Annotated in this window: 15 protein-coding genes and 1 pseudogene; 6 read left to right on the top strand and 10 right to left on the bottom strand. The window is 60.9% G+C overall.

Annotation, left to right across the window (positions count from 1 at the left end; translation table 11 throughout):
- Window positions 1-36: 36 nt before the first annotated feature.
- Window positions 37-1,488 (bottom strand): pyruvate kinase, encoded by a 1,452-nt coding sequence (pyk, locus tag QF039_RS22015; protein ID WP_003214149.1) that lies wholly within the window; start codon window positions 1,486-1,488, stop codon window positions 37-39.
- A gap of 175 nt (window positions 1,489-1,663) precedes the next feature.
- On the opposite strand from pyk, the gene QF039_RS22010 reads away from it, so the two are divergent.
- Complete coding sequence (locus QF039_RS22010) at window positions 1,664-2,038, top strand: tol-pal system YbgF family protein (RefSeq protein WP_003214151.1); 375 nt, start codon at window positions 1,664-1,666, stop codon at window positions 2,036-2,038.
- 226 nt (window positions 2,039-2,264) lie between these two features.
- Entirely contained in the window at window positions 2,265-2,624 is a 360-nt protein-coding gene (locus QF039_RS22005; RefSeq protein ID WP_177019297.1) for a PilZ domain-containing protein, read from the top strand.
- Window positions 2,625-2,640: 16 nt separating this feature from the next.
- On the opposite strand, the gene QF039_RS22000 is transcribed toward QF039_RS22005, so the two are convergent.
- From QF039_RS22000 to QF039_RS21975, 6 genes are read right to left on the bottom strand one after another with little or no spacing between them, the layout of a single operon-like run.
- Window positions 2,641-3,972, bottom strand: a complete 1,332-nt coding sequence (locus QF039_RS22000; RefSeq protein WP_177019298.1) for a DUF58 domain-containing protein — start codon at window positions 3,970-3,972, stop codon at window positions 2,641-2,643.
- A gap of 7 nt (window positions 3,973-3,979) precedes the next feature.
- The gene (locus QF039_RS21995; RefSeq protein ID WP_008432346.1) at window positions 3,980-4,960 is read right to left on the bottom strand and encodes a MoxR family ATPase; all 981 of its coding nucleotides are present in this window, start codon (window positions 4,958-4,960) and stop codon (window positions 3,980-3,982) included.
- The gene (locus QF039_RS21990) at window positions 4,957-6,114 is read right to left on the bottom strand and encodes a DUF4350 domain-containing protein (RefSeq protein WP_307520678.1); all 1,158 of its coding nucleotides are present in this window, start codon (window positions 6,112-6,114) and stop codon (window positions 4,957-4,959) included. The genes QF039_RS21995 and QF039_RS21990 overlap by 4 nt, the downstream gene beginning before the upstream one ends.
- A complete protein-coding gene (locus QF039_RS21985) occupies window positions 6,111-7,640 on the bottom strand; it encodes a DUF4129 domain-containing protein (RefSeq protein WP_214499906.1) in 1,530 nt (509 codons plus the stop codon). The genes QF039_RS21990 and QF039_RS21985 overlap by 4 nt, the downstream gene beginning before the upstream one ends.
- Window positions 7,627-8,607: a stage II sporulation protein M gene (locus tag QF039_RS21980; protein WP_307520675.1), complete on the bottom strand. Its 981-nt coding sequence runs from the start codon at window positions 8,605-8,607 to the stop codon at window positions 7,627-7,629. Before QF039_RS21980 ends, QF039_RS21985 begins: the two co-directional genes overlap by 14 nt.
- The gene (locus QF039_RS21975) at window positions 8,604-9,296 is read right to left on the bottom strand and encodes an RDD family protein (protein ID WP_003214165.1); all 693 of its coding nucleotides are present in this window, start codon (window positions 9,294-9,296) and stop codon (window positions 8,604-8,606) included. The genes QF039_RS21980 and QF039_RS21975 overlap by 4 nt, the downstream gene beginning before the upstream one ends.
- Window positions 9,297-9,485: 189 nt before the next feature.
- Between QF039_RS21975 and sbcB the strand changes: the two genes are divergently transcribed.
- Window positions 9,486-10,913 (top strand): exodeoxyribonuclease I, encoded by a 1,428-nt coding sequence (gene sbcB / locus QF039_RS21970; protein WP_307520672.1) that lies wholly within the window; start codon window positions 9,486-9,488, stop codon window positions 10,911-10,913.
- A gap of 90 nt (window positions 10,914-11,003) precedes the next feature.
- Here the strand turns inward: sbcB and mvaT are convergent, their stop codons facing one another.
- Complete coding sequence (gene mvaT, locus QF039_RS21965; RefSeq protein WP_003209760.1) at window positions 11,004-11,378, bottom strand: histone-like nucleoid-structuring protein MvaT; 375 nt, start codon at window positions 11,376-11,378, stop codon at window positions 11,004-11,006.
- A 349-nt stretch (window positions 11,379-11,727) separates the two neighbouring features.
- Between mvaT and purU the strand changes: the two genes are divergently transcribed.
- Window positions 11,728-12,576, top strand: coding sequence for a formyltetrahydrofolate deformylase (gene purU, locus QF039_RS21960; protein WP_003209762.1), 849 nt, complete (start codon window positions 11,728-11,730; stop codon window positions 12,574-12,576).
- Window positions 12,577-12,660: 84 nt separating this feature from the next.
- Window positions 12,661-12,861 carry a hypothetical protein gene (locus QF039_RS21955; protein ID WP_023659227.1) on the top strand — a complete coding sequence of 67 codons (201 nt, stop codon included), beginning with the start codon at window positions 12,661-12,663 and terminating at the stop codon, window positions 12,859-12,861.
- A 10-nt stretch (window positions 12,862-12,871) separates the two neighbouring features.
- Here QF039_RS21955 and QF039_RS33795 read toward each other — a convergent pair whose 3' ends face one another.
- On the bottom strand, window positions 12,872-13,636 hold the full coding sequence (locus tag QF039_RS33795) for a methyl-accepting chemotaxis protein (RefSeq protein WP_371132408.1): 765 nt from the start codon (window positions 13,634-13,636) through the stop codon (window positions 12,872-12,874).
- 93 nt (window positions 13,637-13,729) lie between these two features.
- Window positions 13,730-14,761 (bottom strand): annotated as a pseudogene (locus QF039_RS33790) (cache domain-containing protein); the annotation flags it as partial.
- Window positions 14,762-14,957: 196 nt separating this feature from the next.
- Here QF039_RS33790 and QF039_RS21945 point away from each other — a divergent pair.
- Window positions 14,958-16,436, top strand: a complete 1,479-nt coding sequence (locus QF039_RS21945; protein WP_008432355.1) for a helicase HerA-like domain-containing protein — start codon at window positions 14,958-14,960, stop codon at window positions 16,434-16,436.
- Window positions 16,437-16,503 lie beyond the last annotated feature (67 nt).

Below are 16,503 nucleotides of genomic sequence, written 5' to 3'. Positions count from 1 at the left end.
ACATGGCGGGGCTTTTGTTTTTCAGCGAGCGGTCACTCAGACCATTGGGTCGCCAACGTGCAGGATCTTCATGCCGTTGGTGCCGCCGATGGTGTGGTAGCTGTCGCCCTTGGTCAGGATGACCCAGTCGCCTTTCTCCACGACGCCGCGCTTGAGCAACTCGTCGATCGCGGCCTGGCTGACTTGCTCAGGCGGCAGCGATGCCGGGTCGAACGGTACGGTGTAGACGCCGCGGAACATGGCCGCACGGGCCTGGGTTTCGCGGTGCGGGGAGAACGCGTAGATCGGGATCGAGGAACGGATGCGCGACATGATCAACGGCGTGTAGCCACTTTCGGTCAGGGCGATGATCGCTTTCACACCCGGGAAGTGGTTGGCGGTGTACATGGCCGCCAGGGCGATGCTCTGGTCGCAGCTTTCGAAGACCTTGCCGATACGGTGGCTGGAGGTCTTGCTGGTCGGGTGCTTTTCAGCGCCGACGCAGATGCGTGCCATGGCCTGCACGGCTTCCAGCGGGTACGGGCCAGCCGCACTTTCAGCCGAAAGCATCACGGCGTCGGTGTAGTCGAGCACGGCGTTGGCCACGTCGGACACTTCGGCACGGGTTGGCATCGGGTTCTGGATCATCGACTCCATCATCTGGGTCGCAACGATCACCGCCTTGTTGTGGCGACGTGCGTGCAGGATGATTTTCTTCTGGATACCGATCAGCTCGGCGTCACCGATTTCCACACCCAGGTCGCCACGGGCAACCATCACGGCGTCGGAAGCCTTGATCAGGCCGTCGAGGGTTTCGTCATCGGCTACGGCTTCGGCGCGTTCGATCTTCGCCACCAGCCAGGCAGTGCCGCCGGCTTCGTCGCGCAGTTTACGGGCGTATTCCATGTCGGCGGCGTCGCGCGGGAAGGATACCGCGAGGTAGTCCACTTCCATTTCGGCGGCGAGCTTGATGTCGGCCTTGTCTTTTTCAGTCAGGGCCGGGGCAGTCAGGCCACCGCCGCGACGGTTGATGCCTTTGTGGTCCGACAGCGGGCCGCCGATGATCACGGTGCAATTCAGTTCGGTCGGGGTGGCGGTGTCGACGCGCATTACCACACGGCCGTCGTCCAGCAGCAGTTCGTCGCCCACGCCGCAGTCTTTCACCAGGTCCGGGTAGTCGATACCCACGACTTGCTGGTTGCCTTCGGTCAGGGGATGGCTGGTGGAGAAGGTGAACTGGTCACCGATCTTCAGCTCGATCCGCTTGTTGGCAAATTTGGCGATACGGATTTTCGGGCCTTGCAGGTCACCCAGCAACGCCACGAAGCGGCCATGCTTGGCGGCCAGGTCACGCACCAGCTTGGCGCGAGCCTTGTGCTCGTCCGGGGTGCCGTGGGAGAAGTTCAGACGGGCAACGTCCAGGCCAGCCAGAATCAGCTGTTCGAGGACTTCCGGCGAGTTACTGGCCGGGCCAAGGGTGGCGACGATTTTGGTACGACGGACGGACATGCACGGACTCCTGAGTTCAAGCGCTGGGGAAGGCTACTATGCTCTTTGGTTGTAGTCATTGTTCGTTTGCACTACTTATCGATGATTCGCTTGTTTTCACTCTGCATGAACAGATGAACAACCTTGAAGATTTTCGATGAAGGGTCGATACACTGCACAAGACAGGAGAACCCCCATGCGAATCGTGATCATTGCTGCCCTGGCCGTCAGTGTTGTCGGCTGCACCCGTTGGTCGATGGACCATCATTTGAACAATGCGTACCGCGCCTACGGTGTGGGCGATTGCCAGCGGGTCACCCTTGAGTTGTCCCAGGTCGACCGTGAAAGCCGTTCCCGGCGCTACGTGCAACCGGAAGTCTCGATGTTGCGCGGGCAGTGCCTGGAGCGCGAGAAGCTGTTTGTCGATGCGGCGCAAACCTATCAGTTCATCATCAGCCAGTACCCGGCGAGCGAGTACGCATTCCGTGCCCGTGCCCGTTTGGATACCCTGCAGCAACTGGGGCATTACCCCGGCGCGAGCGTTGCCCAGCCGCGGCCGGCGTCGTTGTGATGATATTTGTCATGCCATAGCTGGCTCGTTGCCAGTCTTGGGCTAATCTTTGAATGTCAGTTTGTATAAGTTTCTATTCAAACGGATGGCGTTCCCGGATTTGGCAGCTGTAAAAGTGGCAACCCGTTTGCGGTTGTCGCACCGATATCCGGGGAGAGCGGGCCCTCAGGCTCGTTTCGAATCACTGGAGCGGCCACATATATGGCCATTGGATGGCGACCTCATCATGTTTACTCACCGACGGATCGAGCGGCATCAGTTACCTTGCTTCCTTCAAGTGTTCAACCGCCTGACGGACAAGCCAATCGGCTATCTGGGCAATGTTTCCGAGCAGGGCCTGATGTTGATCAGCCAGTTACCCATGATGGTCGATGTGGATTTCGAGCTGCGCTTGAAGATCCCCGGGCCTGAGGGTGAGGTGCAGGCGGTAGACCTCACGGCCACCTGCCTGTGGTGTCATGAGGATATAAACCCCCAGCATTACGATTCCGGGTTCAGCATATCCCAGGCCCCTGCCGAATATGGGGAGGTGATCAGCGCGCTGCTGGATTACTTCAGCTTTGATCCGTTGCAGGCCTCTGCCTAGGTGCTGCATCCGGCGTTCATAGCGCGCCGGCTTTTTTCCAGCCCAGGTAGCGGGTCACCAGGGCGGCACCCAGGTCCGAAGGCAGTGTGTCCAGTACCGACAGCCCGTGGGCGTTCAAGCGGTCGTGGAGTTCGTCCCGGGTATTGAGATAGTTGATCGTGCCGCAGTAGGCCAGGGCTTCGGGCAGGGTTTGCACGGGAGCCTGGCGTAACTGGTCAAGGATCTCCTCCCGCAGGCTTGCGACCATTACCCGGTGCTGGCGGCTGATGCGCTTTACGGCGCTGAGTAACTCTTCATCTTCCTCATCCCGCAAATTGGTCACTACGATCACCAGCGAGCGACGTTTCTGCCGGGCCAGCAGTTGGCTGGCGGCCGCCTGGTAATCGGCCGTACGCCGGGACGTGTCCAGGTCATACACCGCATTCAGCAACAGGTTGAGCTGGCCACTGCCCTTGACCGGCGCCAGGTAGCGCGGCTGGTCGCAGGCAAAGGTGCACAGCCCTACGGCGTCGCCCTGGCGCAAGGCTACATAACTGAGCAGCAGGCAGGCGTTGAGCGCGTGGTCGAAGTGCGACAGTTCGGCGTCCTGGCTGCGCATACGGCGGCCACAATCGAGCATGAACATGATCTGCTGGTCGCGCTCGTCCTGGTACTCCCTGGCAATGGGCGTGCGTTGCCGGGCGGTGGCTTTCCAGTCGATCTGGCGCAGGCTGTCACCTTCGCGAAACTCACGCAGCTGGTGAAACTCCAGGCCCAGCCCACGCCGTTGCCGCTGGCGTACGCCCAGCTGGTTGAGCCAGTTGTCCACCGCCAGCAACTGCGCGCCATACAGGCGTGCGAAGTCCGGGTAGACCCGGGTGGCGTCGCTGACGTCGATCAGGCGCCGGGCCGACCATAGCCCCAGGGCGCTGGGCAGATGCACTTCACAGCGGGTAAAGCTGAAATGCCCGCGCCTTTGGGGCCTTAGCCGATAACCCAGTTCACTGTGCTCGCCGGGCCGCAGTTCGATGGATTGCGGCAGGTCCTCCACCGCCAGGCCGTCAGGCACATGATCGAATACCTGGACCGCCAACGGCTGGGGATAATCGTGCTCCAGGGTTACCCGCACTTCCCCCCAGCGCCCCAGTGCCAGGCTGCCGGGCATCTGCCGTCGCACGCGCGGGGACGGCCGGCGGCGCAGGCGGCTGGCATCCAGCAGGGCCAGCAGCAACAGGGCCAGCAGCAGGCCCCACGTCACTGAGTGCAGGGCGTCTGGCACCTTGACCTGTAGCGCCACCAGTGCGCCGAGCAGGATACTCAGGCCCAGCAGTACACCGAGCCAGGTCAACAGCAGGCGGGTTGGTCTCATGGGCGTCTCATTGGCGTGGCGCCGGGACCTGGTCCAGCAATTGCCGGAGCACCTGGTCGACTTCCAACCCGTCGATATCCAGCTCCGGGGCAATACGCACCCGATGGCGCAACACTGCCAGGGCGCAGCCCTTGATGTCGTCCGGGGTCACGAACTCGCCCCCGCGCAGCAAGGCCCGCGCCCGTGCACCGCGAACCAGGGCGATGGAGGCCCGGGGCCCGGCGCCGATGGTCAGGCCCGGCCAACTGCGCGTAGTGCGGGCCAGGCGCACGGCGTAGTCGAGCACCTGCTCATCCAGCGCCAACTCGCTGGCAATCTGTTGCAACAGCAGCACGTCTTCGGCTTGCAGCACCGTGCGCAGCGGCTGTACGTCGAGCATGTCGGCTCGGGACGAGCGGGTGACTTCGCGCACCATGTCCAGTTCCTGCTGTGCCTCGGGATAGTCCATGCGCACCTTGAGCATGAAACGGTCCAGTTCGGCTTCGGGCAACGGGTAAGTACCTTCCTGCTCGATGGGGTTCTGGGTGGCCAGTACCATGAACGGCTGGCCGATGGGCAGCGCCTCGCCTTCAAGGGTTACCTGGCGTTCCTGCATGGCTTCCAGCAACGCTGCCTGGGTTTTCGCCGGGGCACGGTTGATCTCGTCAGCCAACAGCAGGTTGGTGAACAACGGTCCCTTGCGCAGCTTGAACTGTTCGGTATGCAGGTCGTATACGGCATGGCCGGTCACGTCGCTGGGCATCAGGTCCGGGGTGAACTGGATGCGCGCGAATTCGCCTCCAAAACAGCGTGCCAGCGCGCGTACCAGCAAGGTCTTGCCCAGGCCGGGAACCCCTTCAAGCAACACATGGCCGCCCGCGATCAACGCCGTGAGCACGTCATCGATCACCGGGTCCTGACCGATAACCGCCTTGCGCAGTTCGACGCGCAAGGCCTGGGCCAGTTGGCTGGCGCGCTGAATCGGGTCAGTGGCGGGAAATTCGCTCATAGGGCATTCCTGAGGGTTTGCAGGCAGGCCACCTGGCGGCTGAAATCGGCGCTGGAGAGCCGTTTCGTCGCAGGTGGGCCAAGGGCCTGGCTGATAACAAGGGAGGGTTGGCGGGTCAGGCGTTCAAGCACCCGCAATTGTTCGGCTGTATCGAGGTGTTCGAACCCGGGATGACGGCGCCGAGCGGTGCGCTGGATGTCGCGCTGCAAAGCTTGCAGCAAGCTGTCTTGCCCGCTGCGGCGCAACAGGAAGTCGGCACTGGCGTTCAAGTGTTCCTGCAATTGCCGGCGTGCCTTGGGCGCCGGTTGCCGGATCGGACCCTGGCGCAGGCTGGCGTGCCAGAGGCCCAGGGCGATCAGTGCGGCAAGTGCCATCAGTGCCTGGGGGAAGTAGCGCAACAACAGGCTGAACAGGTCCTCGACATCCGTGTTGAACAGCAGTGTGACCTGGGTGCCCTGGCTCAGGTACCAGAGCAGCCACGCGTTATCGTGCAGGCCGATGCCCGGGTTTTTCCACAGGTCGCTGTCGGTGACCACGGTCACACGCCCTTGCCCGAGGTTGACCTGCATCAGGTGCGTCGACCGGGCGCTGTTGGCCGAGAATTGTGCCAGGTGCCTGGGGTCGGTGAGGTTGAAGTCGGTGTCGAAGCTGAAATAGGCCGGCGCTGTTTCGTTGTCCACATAGAGTTTGGTCAGGTCCGGCGTGTTCTTTTTACGCGCGGGTGCCGGAGCGTCGAATTCTTCACTGAAGGATTGGTGTATCTGCACACGATCCAGCAACAGGTCGCCACTTTCACCGGTGTCCTCATCCCACAGCGCTTCGGCTACCAGCAGCAGATGGCCGCCAGCCCGGGTCCACTGCAGCAATTGATCAACCTGGGGCGGGCTCATGTTGCTGCGCTCGCCCAGCAACAGCAGGCTGTTGCCCTTGGGCGAAAGGCTGGCCAGCCGTTCGTGGCTGTTGGCATGTTCCACCACCAGGCCCTGCCGGCGCAGAAAGTGTTCAGCTGCCAGGTAGGGGTTGGCCAGGGCTTCGGGTGAAGGGCCGCGATCGACCACTTCCTGATAAGGAATCGCCTTGTGCCAGGCATAAAAACCGCCTGCTGCCAGCAAGCCCGCGACCAGCAGCCCGACCCACAGCAACGGCCGATTCATTGCGCCGCTCCCGAGCCGAACAGGGTTCGCCAATCGCTGCATAGCTGTTGTTGCACCAAGGCAGGCGGCAGGCGATGGCCATAGGCAAGGTTTTGCCAGTAACGGGTCAGCTCACCGCTGAATGCCAGCAGCTGCGGTTGTTGCAGTTGGCGGATACGTTCCAGGACTTCACCTTCCGTGTCGGCACTTTTCAGCGGCAGGTTGAAGTCGTGCAGCAAGCGGCTGAGCAACCCACGGTAGAGCAGGCCGAGGGCTTCCCGGGGCTGTGTTGCCCACAGCTGTTCGGCGGCGTCTGCGATGTCTTCGGGCAAGGTGTCAGCCCCCAGTTCAAGGCCGAATAGCTGCGAAGGCACGGGTTTGGCAGCCTTGGGTTTGCGCGGGCTGCGGCGGCTGACAAAGGCATGCAGCCAGTCGCGGTAGCGCCAGATCACCAGTGCCAGGCCACCTGCCAGCAATCCCCAGAGCAGTACTTCAAGGCCCTTGGCGATGTGCTTGAACGAATCACTGTTGAGGTTTTTCAGCAATGCTTCCAGCCAGGCTGGCAGCTTGGCATCACCTGCCGCTTTGTTTTTGTCGGCTGCTTTATCCTCGCCGAAGCGGTAGCGAGTGAGCGTTTCCGGGTTCTTGAACGGTGGCTGCTCCAACAGCGTCTTGATCGAGTGACTGGCCGATTGTGTAGTCAGCGGCGTTTGGGGAACCGGTTCATCAGCCCATGCCGATGGGATCGGCGGAATCAGCGTCAGCCCGGCCACCAGCAACAGCAGCGACGCCACACCGCTCAGGCGCTGGCGCATTCGGCGGAACACCAGTTCCAGGTCCCAGGCTTCCAGCACCGTGCGGCGGTTCAGGTAAAGGCTGAAGCCACAGGCGACATAGATCGGCTCCCAGAACACCAGGATCAAGGCGTAGAACATGTTGGTCAGGTGCTCCAGCCAACGCCAGTCGTGGCCGGCGGTGAGCACCAGTTGCTGCCAATCCCAGTCGCGTTCGACCTCTTGCGGCAGGAAGAAATAGAACACGGCCATCAACCCGAACCACAGGGCGATTTCCAGGTGCACCCCGATCAGGGTCAGCCAGCGCGCGGCGCCTGCGTTGCGCTGCTGCAACACCCCGAGACGTTGTTGGCGCGCCTGGCCTTGCAGCCCTTCGAGCTGGACCACCGGCATCTCGAAGCTACGGCTGAGGCTGAAGCGCCGCCAGGTCAGGCTGGCCAGCAGTTGGCCCTTGAGCAGCCGCGGCGATTGGCGCAGCGCTTGTTTCAGGCTGGGTGTTTCGCCGAACAGGGCCTTGGACAGGATATACAGTGGCAGGCGGTCGAATGCCGGTTTCAACCACCAGAACAGCAACAGCGCGGTGGTGGGGTGATTCCACAGCAGCACGCTGAACAGGGCGAAGACCGGCAAGGTCACGATGGCCCAACTGCTCATCAACAGCAGCCGATGTTCCCGGGCCAGCAGGATGCCGAGGTCCATGGCCTCCCAGGAGGTACGCGGGCGGATCACGACGCTGGCATCACTCAGGCGCATGGCGATTCCGTCCGGCAAACAGCAGGTAGGCCGCCACCAGCAACCACAGGGCGGTGCCGACCAGGTACTTGACCCACGGCGCCACGGCATTGGTGGACGACCAGTACGCCTCGATAAACGCGGCGATCAGCAGGAACACCATCACACCACAAATCATTTGCACACTTTTGCGCGCGGCCACGCGCAGGGATTCGCCTCTGGTGAGGGGCCCCGGTGCAATCAGCGCCCAGCCCAGTTGCAGGCCAGCCGCGCCAGCCAGGGCAATTGCGCTGAGCTCGAAGGCGCCATGGCCTATGACAAATGACCAGAACGTTTGCCCGTAGCCGATTTGCGTCAGGTGCCCGGCAACGGCGCCAATGATCAGGCCATTGAAGAACAGGAAAAATACGCTGCCCAGGCCAAACAGCAGCCCGGCGGCAAAGGTCTGGAAGGCGATGCCGATGTTGTGCATCACGTAGTAGCCGAACATCATCCAGTCCTCGCTGGAAGCGCGTTCGGCTGCCCGGCCCAGGCGGCTGGCATCGGGGTTGTACATGGCCTGCATCTCGGCCACCTGCCGGGGGCTGACGATGCTGTAGATCAAGTCCGGAAACAGGTACACCAGCAAGGCAATGCCGAGCAGGCTGCCAAAGAACAGCAGGCCGGCAGCCAGCACAAATGGCCATTGCGCGCGAACCAGCCTGGGGAAATCGGCCAGCAGGAAGCTCAGCACGTTTGCCCCCATCCGGCTGCGATGACGATACAACTGTTGATGGCCGCGCAAGGCAAGCTGCTGCAACGGGTCCACCAGGTAGCTGCTGTAGCCGCGCTCCTGGGCCAGGGCCAAGTGCTGGCACAACTGCCGGTATTGATGAGGGAAGTCGACGAAGTCGGCGCCTTTGGCTTTGCCTTTCTCCAACTGCGTCAATTGCTCGGCAAAGGCTTGCCATTGTGGCTGATGGCGGCTTTCGAAAAGACTCTGTTTCATGCTGGCCCCAACAATCCGCGGGCCACACCGTTGAGTTCTGCCACGGCGCGGGCAGGGGAGACCTGCAGGGGCGTGGCCAGGATAGCGGCCAGTTCGTTGACCCGTTCGGCTGACAGCTCGCCCTGGCGTTCGGCGAAGCTGAGAATCGCCCGTTGTTCGTTCAGCTCAAGGGCGAACGGCAGGCGCAGCGCCGGGGCCTGGGGCACTTGCGGGCGGGAAAGCGGTTGTTCGCGGTAGATCACCAGGGTCCCGGCCGCCAGGTCGCCCAGGCGCTTGAAGTTGGGGTGTTGCAGGCAACTGATGGCGCCGAGGAAATAGCCGAAGGGCAGCATGTCGACAAAGCGCAGCAGGTTACGGATCAGCGAGGCGGACCAGCCGATGGGCGTGCCGTCGTCCTGTACCACCCGCAGGCCCATGACCTGTTTGCCGGGCGAGCAGCCCTGGTTGAGTACTTCGAAAAGCACCATGTACCACCAACTGACGAGGAACAGCAGCAGCGAACCCAGGCCAATGCCCAGGTTGCCGAGAAAGGCCAATGCGATAAACAGGATGCCGAGAATCAGGCCGCGCAAACCCAGGTCGAAGGCAAAGGCCAGTGAGCGTACCAGCAGGCCGGCCGGGCGCAGGGGCAGGTCGATACCCTCCGGGGTCTCGATCTGGTAGCGGGTATCCAGTGGCGCAGGTGGCATCGCGGTCCTTGGCAGTGCGGCGCTGGCGCCTGGGCGGCAGCGGCGGGGTTGGAAAGACCGATGCTAGCAGTGTCGACGGTGGAAGCAACCACTCAACGATTTACTGAATGTTTGTACAGGGAACACAGCGCTGGCCCCCGATGCCTGCAAGCGCCTAGACTTTGCCGGTCTTCAGCACAGGAATAGCCCGTGACCACCATTTTCTGGTACGACTATGAAACCACCGGCATCAATCCGCGTACCGACCGCCCGCTGCAGGTAGCCGGTATTCGCACCGACCTCGAGCTTAACGAGGTCGGGCCGCCGGTCAATCTCTACTGCCACCCCAGCGACGATATCCTGCCGCATCCGGCAGCGTGCGCGATCACTGGCATCACTCCCGGCGTGCTGGCGGAAAAAGGCCTGGCCGAAGCCGACTTCATGACCCGGGTGCACGCCGAGCTGGCCACCCCGGGCACCTGCGGGGCCGGCTACAACACCTTGCGTTTTGACGATGAGATGACGCGCTACAGCTTGTACCGCAATTTCTTCGATCCCTATGCCCGGGAATGGCAGGGCGGCAACAGCCGCTGGGACCTGATCGACGTGGTGCGCACTGCCTACGCCCTGCGCCCTGACGGGATCGTCTGGCCGGAACAGGACGGGCGCGTCACCCTCAAGCTTGAGCGGTTGACGGCCGCCAACGGCATCGACCACGGCCAGGCCCACGACGCCTTGTCCGATGTGCGCGCCACCATCGCCCTGGCCCGGTTGATCCGCGAGAAGCAACCCAAGCTCTATGACTGGCTGTTTCAACTGCGCAGCAAACAACGGGTCATGGACCAGGTGCGGTTGTTGCAGCCGATGGTGCATATTTCCGGTCGTTTTTCTGCCGAGCGTCATTACCTGGGGGTGGTGCTGCCGCTGGCGTGGCACCCGCGCAATCGCAATGCATTGATCGTCTGCGACCTGGGGCTCGATCCGCAAGGGCTGTTGGACGAGGACGCCGATACCTTGCGCCGGCGCTTATATACTCGCCGCGACGAGCTGGCCGAAGGTGAGTTGCCGGTACCGCTCAAGTTGCTGCACATCAATCGTTGCCCGGTGGTCGCACCGTTGAGCGTGCTTCGGCCGCAAGACCGCGAGCGTTTGCAGCTGGATATGGATGAGTGTGAGGCGCGGGCCCTGCGGCTAAGCGACGCACAGGAACTATGGCGCGATAAACTGGCGGCGATTTACGCCGAGGAAGATTTTGCGCCAAGCGCCGATCCCGAGCAGCAGCTATACGATGGTTTTATCGGGGATCGTGATCGACGTTTATGTGAGCAAGTGAGAGTCGCCGAGCCGGCGCAACTAGCGCGCCAGCAATGGCCTTTCGATGATGAACGTTTGCCTGAATTATTATTTCGCTATCGTGCACGCAACTTTCCAGACACCTTGAATAGTGAAGAGCAACAACGCTGGAGAGTTTTCTGTCAGCAACGTTTGTCAGACCCTCAATGGGGCGCGCCAAACACCCTTGAGGGTTTTAAGCAGGCGTGTCTTGAGTTGGCTGTTAGTGCCACACCGTTTCAGCGCCAGGTGCTTGATGAATGGCAGGAGTATGTTGATGCCTTAGCGACTCGAATGAGTCGGTAATCAGCTTCCCGGTAAAATACGGACAATAAAAAACGCCAGCAAGCTGGCGTTTTTTATTGCGTTGCGTATCACGCAGCGTCCTGGCGAGGCTTAGCCCAGCAGGGTAGCCCAGCCTTCAACCACGTCGCCGCCCCACTTGGCTTTCCACTCTTTCAGAGTCTTGTGGTTGCCACCTTTGGTTTCAATCACTTCGCCGTTGTGCGGGTTTTTGTATTGTTTAACCTTGCGTGCACGCTTGGTGCCGGTAGCTTTTACGGCGCCACGTGGAGCCTTAACTTTCGAATCCGGATCCAGCAGCGCGATGATGTCACGCAGGGATTTGGAGTATTCGCCCATCAGGGTGCGCAATTTGCCTTCGAATTCCAGCTCGGTTTGCAGTTTGTCGTCTTGGGACAGGTTCTTCAAACGGGCTTGCAGCTCTTTGATAGCTTCTTCGGTGGCGCGATATTCGTTGATCAGGGACATGGGGACTACCTTATGCAGGGCGCTGGGTGAAAGGGGATAGTGGCTCAATAATAGTCAGACAGTTTGCCCAAGTAAACATTTAAGGCCGCATTTATGTAATTTACTTTGGTTGTTTGTGGCAAAAGCGTGGAATTGAGTTAATTAGTAAGGGGGATGGCCTAAAGATACTCTGGTTAAGTCTTGGCTTACTGCCGGAGTCCACGCGTTTGCACACATAGTGGGGAAAAACCCTACGCTATTAAGGGGCAGGGTTGACGCAGCCGATCAGAATAAGCGTTGAGGAATACTGCAGTTTTTCTGCGCAATCGCTAGAATGGCGGCCTTTGCGAAGTTCTGGAGTTTCCCCCTAATGCGCACTTTTCGGCTGGTGATTGCTTGCCCGGACCGGGTTGGCATCGTTGCCAAGGTCAGTAACTTTCTGGCTTCCCACAACGGTTGGATCACCGAAGCGAGCCATCACTCGGACAATCTCAGCGGCTGGTTTTTCATGCGTCACGAAATTCGTGCCGATACGCTGCCCTTTGGTCTAGAGGCATTTCGCGAGGCATTTGCGCCGATCGCTGAAGAGTTCTCGATGACCTGGCGCATCACCGACACGGAACAGAAAAAACGCGTGGTCCTGATGGCCAGTCGTGAGTCCCACTGCCTGGCAGACCTGCTGCACCGCTGGCACAGCGATGAACTGGACTGCGAGATCTCCTGCGTGATCTCCAACCACGACGACCTGCGCAGCATGGTCGAGTGGCATGGCATTCCGTACTACCACGTCCCGGTCAACCCGCAGGACAAGGAGCCGGCCTTTGCCGAGGTCTCGCGCCTGGTCAAGCAGCACGATGCGGACGTCGTGGTACTGGCGCGCTACATGCAGATTCTGCCGCCGGAGTTGTGCAGTGAATACGCTGGCAAGGTGATCAATATTCACCACAGTTTCCTGCCATCGTTTGTGGGTGCCAAGCCGTATCACCAGGCATCCCTGCGTGGCGTGAAGCTGATCGGTGCAACGTGCCACTACGTCACCGAAGAGTTGGACGCCGGTCCCATCATCGAGCAGGACGTGGTGCGTGTCAGCCATAGCGACAGCATCGAAGACATGGTCCGTTTTGGCCGTGACGTCGAGAAGATGGTGCTGGCTCGCGGCCTGCGCTATCACCTGGAAGACCGGGTACTGGTGCACGGCAACAAGACTGTCGTGTTCTGATTGAAGTGTTTTGATTGAAGAATGAAGGGCCTGGGCGTTAAATCGCTACAGGCCCTTTTTTTGAGCGCGGGTGAGGACTGGAGCATGAGCGATCCACTGGACAAGGCGACTTCCAAAGCCCCCGCGACGCTGGGAGAGGGTTGTTTGAGTCGATATGACCCGGATGACCTGAGCAGTGAGGACGGCACCGAGTTTCCAGGCGCCGCCGAGTTGTGGGAACAATTGCAGGACACATCCGAATTGCCTGAAGAAAAGGCGTCAGCGGCTGTGCAAGGCAGCCGCTGACCCGGCGGGATCAAATCCGGAAACTACCCACCAGTTGTTTCAAGCGCGCCGCTTGCTGTTCCAGGTCGGAACAGGCCCGCAAGGTTGATTGCAGGTTTTCCACACCTTCCTGATTGAGGGTGTTGATCTCGGTGATGTCCATGTTGATTGACTCCACCACCGAGGTCTGTTCCTCGGTAGCGGTGGCTACCGACTGGTTCATCCCGTCAATTTCGCCGATGCGCTGGGTCACGCTGTTCAGGCGCTCGCCCGCCAGGTTGGCGATTTCCACACTGTCCTGGCTGTGCCGCTGGCTTTCGCTCATGGTGCTGACCGAATCCCGGGCGCCGACTTGCAGCTCCTCGATCATCTTCTGCACCTGCTGCGCCGACTCCTGGGTGCGGTGCGCCAGGTTGCGCACTTCATCGGCCACCACCGCAAAGCCGCGCCCGGCTTCCCCGGCCCGTGCGGCTTCAATCGCCGCGTTGAGGGCCAGCAGGTTGGTTTGCTGGGAAATGCTGGTGATCACTTCCAGAATCTGCCCGATGTTCACTGTCTTGCTGTTAAGCGCTTCGATATTGGTGCTGGAGGCGCTGATCATCTGCGACAACTGGTTCATCGCCTTGATATTGCGTTCCACCACTTGCTGACCGTCTTCGGCCAAGTGCCGGGCATCGCTGGCCTGGTTGGAGGCCTGTGCGGCGTTGCGGGCGATTTCCTGGGCGGCGGCCCCCAGCTCGTTGATCGCGGCCGCGACGCTGTTGGTCCGGTTGGCCTGCTCGTCGGAATTGACCATTGAGGAATTGGAGGCGCTGACCACCCGCAGGGCCACTTCATTGACCTGCTCGGTGGCCGAGGAAACTTCGCGAATCGAGGTGTGAATCCGCTCCACGAAGCGATTGAAAGCGCTGCCAAGCACGCCGAATTCGTCGTGGTTCTGGATGGTCAGGCGGCGGGTCAGGTCGCCTTCACCGTCGGCGATGTCTTCCATGGCGCGGGTCATGACGTGCAGTGGCTGCAGGAGGATGCGAATCAGCATGCCCAGCAGGGCGATGATGATGACCACGGCGATGATCGTGGCGATGATCGCCGAGGTGCGGAATTCGCTGAGCATGGCGAAGGATTTATCTTTATCCACCGACAGGCCGAGGTACCAGTTCACCGAGGGCAGGCCCTTGATCGGGGTAAAGGTGACGATACGTGTCTTGCCGTTTACCTCGACTTCACTGAAGTCGCTGCTGATTCGGGGGGTGTTGTTCGGATACACGTCGGCCAGGGTTTTCATCACCAGGCTCTTGTCCGGGTGTACCAGCACTTTGCCGTCGGCACTGACCAGGAAGGCATAACCCATGCCGCCGAAGTTCAGGGCACCGATGTTGTCTACCAGGGTTTGCAGGCTCAGGTCGCCGCCCACCACGCCGACACTCTGGCCGGCCTTGCTGCTGGGGGTTGCGATGGAGATGATCAACTGGCCGGTGGCCGCGTCAATGTAGGGTTCGGTCAGGGTTGAGCCGTTGCTGCCCTGCGCGCCCTTGTACCAGGGGCGTACCCGTGGGTCGAAGCCGTCGGGCATCTTGGTATCGGGGCGGATGACGAAGCCGCCCTTGCTGTCGCCAAGGTATGTGGCCATGAACGAGGACGTCAGGGCCTTCTGTTCCAGAAGGCTGGCGACGCTGGTTGAATCCGGGTTGATGGCGATGTTCTGTGCGGCGCTTTCTATCAGCACTATGCGCCCGGTAAGCCAGGTCTGGATGTTGCTGGCAGTGACATCGCCCATTTCATGCAGGTAGTTGTTCAGGTCGTCGCGAATCGCATTACGCTGCAAGTAGTCGTTGTAGAGGGTAAACAACGCAAAGGCGGCAATGACGACAAGAGCGGCGGCAAGCAGGATTTTATGGCTGAAACGCAGATTTTTATTCATGGCTTGTGGGGTCCGCTATGGTCTTAATATCCGATGCACGTCCTTCTGGGACGCGCGGAATGGCTGCGTCAAAAAAAGTGTGATATTTCCATCTGCTCCTGCAGGAATTATCCGGCCTGTTTTTCCAAGACTTTTTGGGTCTCTCGCTTTATCTGTATCGACCATTCAGCGCCAAAGATTAACCATGGGTGACAAAATGCCTGACTCCTCGCAACTCATTATTGGTGCAGATCTTCAGGGCCAGCCGATTGCCCAGTCGATGCGCCTGGCCAACCGCCACGGCCTGATCGCAGGCGCCACCGGCACCGGCAAGACCGTGACCTTGCAGCGCCTGGCGGAAGCCTTCAGCGACGCCGGGGTCGCGGTATTTGCCGCCGATATCAAGGGTGACCTGTGTGGCCTGGGCGCTGCGGCCAACCCTCAGGGCAAGGTCGCCGAGCGCATAGCCGGCATGCCTTTCCTTAATTACACGCCCAAGGCGTATCCGGTGACGTTGTGGGATATCCACGGCCAGTCCGGTCATCCGTTGCGCACCACCATGAGTGAAATGGGCCCGCTGTTGCTCGGCAGCCTGTTGGAGCTCACCGACAGCCAGCAATCGGCCCTCTACGCAGCCTTCAAGGTGGCCGATCGTGAAGGCCTGTTGTTGCTGGACCTCAAGGACCTCAAGGCGCTGCTGAACCATTTGCGCTATCACCCGGAGTTGCTCGGGGAAGACGCGGCCTTGATGACCACCGGTTCCAGCCAGGCGCTGTTGCGGCGCCTGGCGGTGCTGGAGCAGCAGGGTGCCGAAGCGTTGTTCGGCGAGCCGGCGCTGCAACTCGAAGACATCCTGCAACCGGCCAGTGACGGCCGCGGGCGTATTCATCTATTGGACGCCAGCCGGCTGGTGCATGAGGCGCCGAAGGTCTACGCGACCTTCCTGCTTTGGCTGTTGGCCGAACTGTTCGAGCAACTGCCGGAACGTGGCGATGCCGACAAGCCGCTGCTGGCGCTGTTTTTCGACGAGGCGCATCTGTTGTTTGCCGACACCCCCAAGGCCCTGCAGGATCGCCTGGAGCAAGTGGTGCGGCTGATTCGCTCGAAAGGCGTCGGTGTGTATTTCGTCACCCAGTCTCCCGGGGACTTGCCGGACACCGTGCTGGCGCAACTCGGCTTGCGCATCCAGCACGGGCTGCGGGCGTTCACCACCAAGGAGCAGAAGTCCCTGCGGGCGGTGGCCGATGGTTTTCGGCCCAATCCGGCATTTGATGCGCTGGCGGTGCTGACCGAGTTGGGTACAGGTGAGGCATTGGTGGGAACCTTGCAGGAAAAGGGGACGCCTGAAGTAGTCCAACGCGTACTCGTAGCACCGCCGCAATCGCGGATCGGGCCACTGAGCGAAGCTGAGCGGGCAGCACTGATTGCCAGTTCGCCATTGCAGGGGCGTTATGACAAGCCGATTGACCGTGAGTCGGCGTACGAAGTGTTGATGGCGCGCAAGGACTTGGGCCCGCAAGAGGATTCGACGCCCGCCGCTGAAGAGCCAAGCTTTACCGACAAGGCCGGTGCTTTCCTCGGTACTACGGCAGGCAAGGCACTGAAATCGGCGATGCAACAGGCGGCCAATCAGATGGGCCGGCAGTTGGTGCGCGGGTTACTGGGGTCTTTGTTAGGCGGCAGCAAACGTAAATAACGATGGGATCAAATGTGGGAGCGGGCTTGCTCGCGAAAGCGGTGGATCAGTCAATATATCCAGTGAC

It is taken from the genome of Pseudomonas sp. W2I6 (genome assembly GCF_030815935.1).
Taxonomy (GTDB): domain Bacteria; phylum Pseudomonadota; class Gammaproteobacteria; order Pseudomonadales; family Pseudomonadaceae; genus Aquipseudomonas.
The sequence above is the reverse complement of the archived record's forward strand: the minus strand, read 5'-3'. Positions and strand labels throughout refer to the sequence as shown.

Coding starts and splice junctions, on each gene's coding strand:
- QF039_RS22000 (WP_177019298.1), bottom strand. CDS start 3,972: ATGAGACCAACCCGCCTGCTGTTGACCTGGCTCGGTGTACTGCTGGGC.
- QF039_RS33795 (WP_371132408.1), bottom strand. CDS start 13,636: ATGGTCAATTCCGACGAGCAGGCCAACCGGACCAACAGCGTCGCGGCC.
- purU (WP_003209762.1), top strand. CDS start 11,728: ATGCGCACTTTTCGGCTGGTGATTGCTTGCCCGGACCGGGTTGGCATC.
- QF039_RS22005 (WP_177019297.1), top strand. CDS start 2,265: ATGTTTACTCACCGACGGATCGAGCGGCATCAGTTACCTTGCTTCCTT.
- QF039_RS21985 (WP_214499906.1), bottom strand. CDS start 7,640: ATGCGCCTGAGTGATGCCAGCGTCGTGATCCGCCCGCGTACCTCCTGG.
- QF039_RS21955 (WP_023659227.1), top strand. CDS start 12,661: ATGAGCGATCCACTGGACAAGGCGACTTCCAAAGCCCCCGCGACGCTG.
- QF039_RS21980 (WP_307520675.1), bottom strand. CDS start 8,607: ATGAAACAGAGTCTTTTCGAAAGCCGCCATCAGCCACAATGGCAAGCC.
- QF039_RS21975 (WP_003214165.1), bottom strand. CDS start 9,296: ATGCCACCTGCGCCACTGGATACCCGCTACCAGATCGAGACCCCGGAG.
- QF039_RS21995 (WP_008432346.1), bottom strand. CDS start 4,960: ATGAGCGAATTTCCCGCCACTGACCCGATTCAGCGCGCCAGCCAACTG.
- QF039_RS21990 (WP_307520678.1), bottom strand. CDS start 6,114: ATGAATCGGCCGTTGCTGTGGGTCGGGCTGCTGGTCGCGGGCTTGCTG.
- pyk (WP_003214149.1), bottom strand. CDS start 1,488: ATGTCCGTCCGTCGTACCAAAATCGTCGCCACCCTTGGCCCGGCCAGT.
- QF039_RS21945 (WP_008432355.1), top strand. CDS start 14,958: ATGCCTGACTCCTCGCAACTCATTATTGGTGCAGATCTTCAGGGCCAG.
- mvaT (WP_003209760.1), bottom strand. CDS start 11,378: ATGTCCCTGATCAACGAATATCGCGCCACCGAAGAAGCTATCAAAGAG.
- QF039_RS22010 (WP_003214151.1), top strand. CDS start 1,664: ATGCGAATCGTGATCATTGCTGCCCTGGCCGTCAGTGTTGTCGGCTGC.